3 protein-coding genes are annotated in these 2,136 nt (G+C 72.0%); 1 reads left to right on the plus strand and 2 read right to left on the minus strand.

Going from position 1 to position 2,136, the window contains the following annotated elements; translation table 11 throughout:
• Window positions 1-4 precede the first annotated feature (4 nt).
• Complete coding sequence (locus IBL25_RS25765) at window positions 5-802, minus strand: glycosyltransferase family 2 protein (RefSeq protein ID WP_187781293.1); 798 nt, start codon at window positions 800-802, stop codon at window positions 5-7.
• The gene (locus IBL25_RS25770) at window positions 769-1,620 is read right to left on the minus strand and encodes a lysophospholipid acyltransferase family protein (RefSeq protein ID WP_187781294.1); all 852 of its coding nucleotides are present in this window, start codon (window positions 1,618-1,620) and stop codon (window positions 769-771) included. The genes IBL25_RS25765 and IBL25_RS25770 overlap by 34 nt, the downstream gene beginning before the upstream one ends.
• Window positions 1,621-1,799: 179 nt before the next feature.
• On the opposite strand from IBL25_RS25770, the gene IBL25_RS25775 reads away from it, so the two are divergent.
• Window positions 1,800-2,136, plus strand: a 337-nt coding sequence (locus IBL25_RS25775; RefSeq protein ID WP_238940671.1) for a class I SAM-dependent methyltransferase, incomplete at its 3' end; no start/stop codon positions are given.

Below are 2,136 nucleotides of genomic sequence, written 5' to 3' on the forward strand. Positions count from 1 at the left end.
CGTTTCAGCGGCCGCTGAGGCGCCGCGCGGGCCCCGGGCGCGCCACCGAAGCCGCGCGGTGCGCCAGCAGCCGGGGCAGGCGCAACAGGAAGCCGGCGCCCAGCCGCAGGTGCATCCAGCTCAGCAGCACATTGTCCCGCCCGTAGCGGAAGTGGGAAACACCGCCTTCCTCCGGCCGCAGGTAGCGCACCGGCACGGCGACATTGATGGCCGGCACCCGCCGCCAGCTCAGCCGCACCGCGGCCTCGGCATCGAAGTCGTAGCGGCGCATCCAGCGATGCGCCCGCATCACCGCCAGCAGCGGCTGTACCGGATAGATGCGGAAGCCAAAGAGCGAATCCCCGATGCCGTGCCAGAGCGTTTCAAGATTGGTGCAGAAGTTCGAGATGCGGCGCCCGCGCACGCGCTCGATCGGCGCCTCGGGCCCGAAGATCGGCGTGCCCAGCACCATGGCTTCCGGATGGGCGGCGGAAAGCGCCATGAATTCGGGGATGCGGTCGGCCGGGTGTTGCCCATCGGCATCCATGGCCAGCACATGGGTGAAGCCGGCGGCGGCGGCGGCTTCCAGCCCGTGCAGCACGGCGGCGCCCTTGCCCTGGTTGCGCGGCAGCACCATCACCCGCAGGCCGGGGTCCGCCGCGGCGGCTTCGGTCAGCGCCTCCGCCGTGCCATCGGTGCTGCCATCCACCACCACCCAGACCGGGGCCCAGCGCGCCCGCGCCGCGCGCACCGTTTCCAGCACCAGCGGACCGCTGTTGAAGGAGGGGATCAGGACCAGGTGGGTGGCGGAGCGAGTGGGCATGCGGGATCAGTTCTAGGGCAGAATGGCCTTGGCGCAACCTCGGCCGGCGCAGCGGCCGGCCAGGGGGCGAGGCTGCCCCGCAGATGGCGCTCCACCCGCGCGGCGAGGCTGCGGGCATCGCCAGCCGGCTCGAAGCGCTCCCCAAGGCGGACGCGGTAGCGCAGCGGCAGCGCCGGCTGGCGCCAGAGCGACACGCCCTTGCGGAGGTAGGAGGATTCGCACTCGATCAGCACCGTCTGCACCGGCGCCCCCGCCTGCTGCGCGATCAGCGCGAAGGAGCGGCTGAAGGGGCCAAGATGCTCCCCATCCTGGCTGCGCGGCGGGCTGCGCGTGCCCTCGGGGAAGATCAGCACCTGCCGGCCCTCCCGCACCGCCTGGGTGGCGTGGCGGATCATCGGCAATGGCGCGTCGTTGCGGACATATCCCGCCAGCCGCATGCCGCCGCCCAGCAGCAGATTGTCCCAGATGGAGGCCTTGGCGATGCAGACCACGCGCGGCAGGCGGGAGGCCACCAGCACCGCGTCGAGCAGGGAAGGGTGGTTGGGGGCGATGACGATGCCAGGTTCGTCGCGCAGGGTATCCAGGGCGGAAAGGTCGCAGCGCAGCAGCCCGGTGGCGCGCAGCATGGCCAGGAACATGCGGAAGCCACGCCCGATGGCGCGCTGCCCCAGCGGCTGCCCCACGGAAGGCGGCAGCAGCCGCGCCAGCAGCGCCGCCGGCAGGCTCCAGATCAGGCACATGGCCGCGAAGCAGAAGAGCAGCAGGTAGAACAGCACGAAATGCCGCAGCGCCCTGAGCCGGCGCCGGGCAGCAGCCAACCCGCCTTCCGGCCGGGATGGCTCTGGCTTGGGCCCGCGACAGTCGGGCGCGTGATATGGCATCAGATCCGTGCTGGCATTGTTACGGCATTGGTGGCGTGCTTCCCGCATCAACCCTAGCCGAGGCGGGGTCAGCCGGTCTATCGCTGCGCAGCCGGAACCGCGCAGGAGTTGCCCTTTTGAACGCTCCCCCTCCGACAGAGACCAGCGTCTCGCCGGCACAGGCGCCGCATCCGGACCTCACCGGCTATTACCGCGACGCGCAGGAGAGGCCCGGCTTCGTGCGGCGGCTCTTCGACGACACCGCCGTGCACTACGACCGCATCAACAGCGTCTTCTCCCTGGGCACCGGCGCCTGGTACCGCCGCCATGCCCTGAAGCGGGCGGGGCTGAAGCCGGGGGCGCGGGTGCTGGATGTGGCCTGCGGCACCGGGCTGGTGACGCGGGAGGCGCTGCGGCTGGCCGGGCCCGGCGGCACCGTGCTGGGCCTGGACCCCAGCGCCGGCATGCTGGCCG

Source organism: Pseudoroseomonas ludipueritiae (assembly GCF_014490445.1).
GTDB lineage: Bacteria > Pseudomonadota > Alphaproteobacteria > Acetobacterales > Acetobacteraceae > Pseudoroseomonas > Pseudoroseomonas ludipueritiae.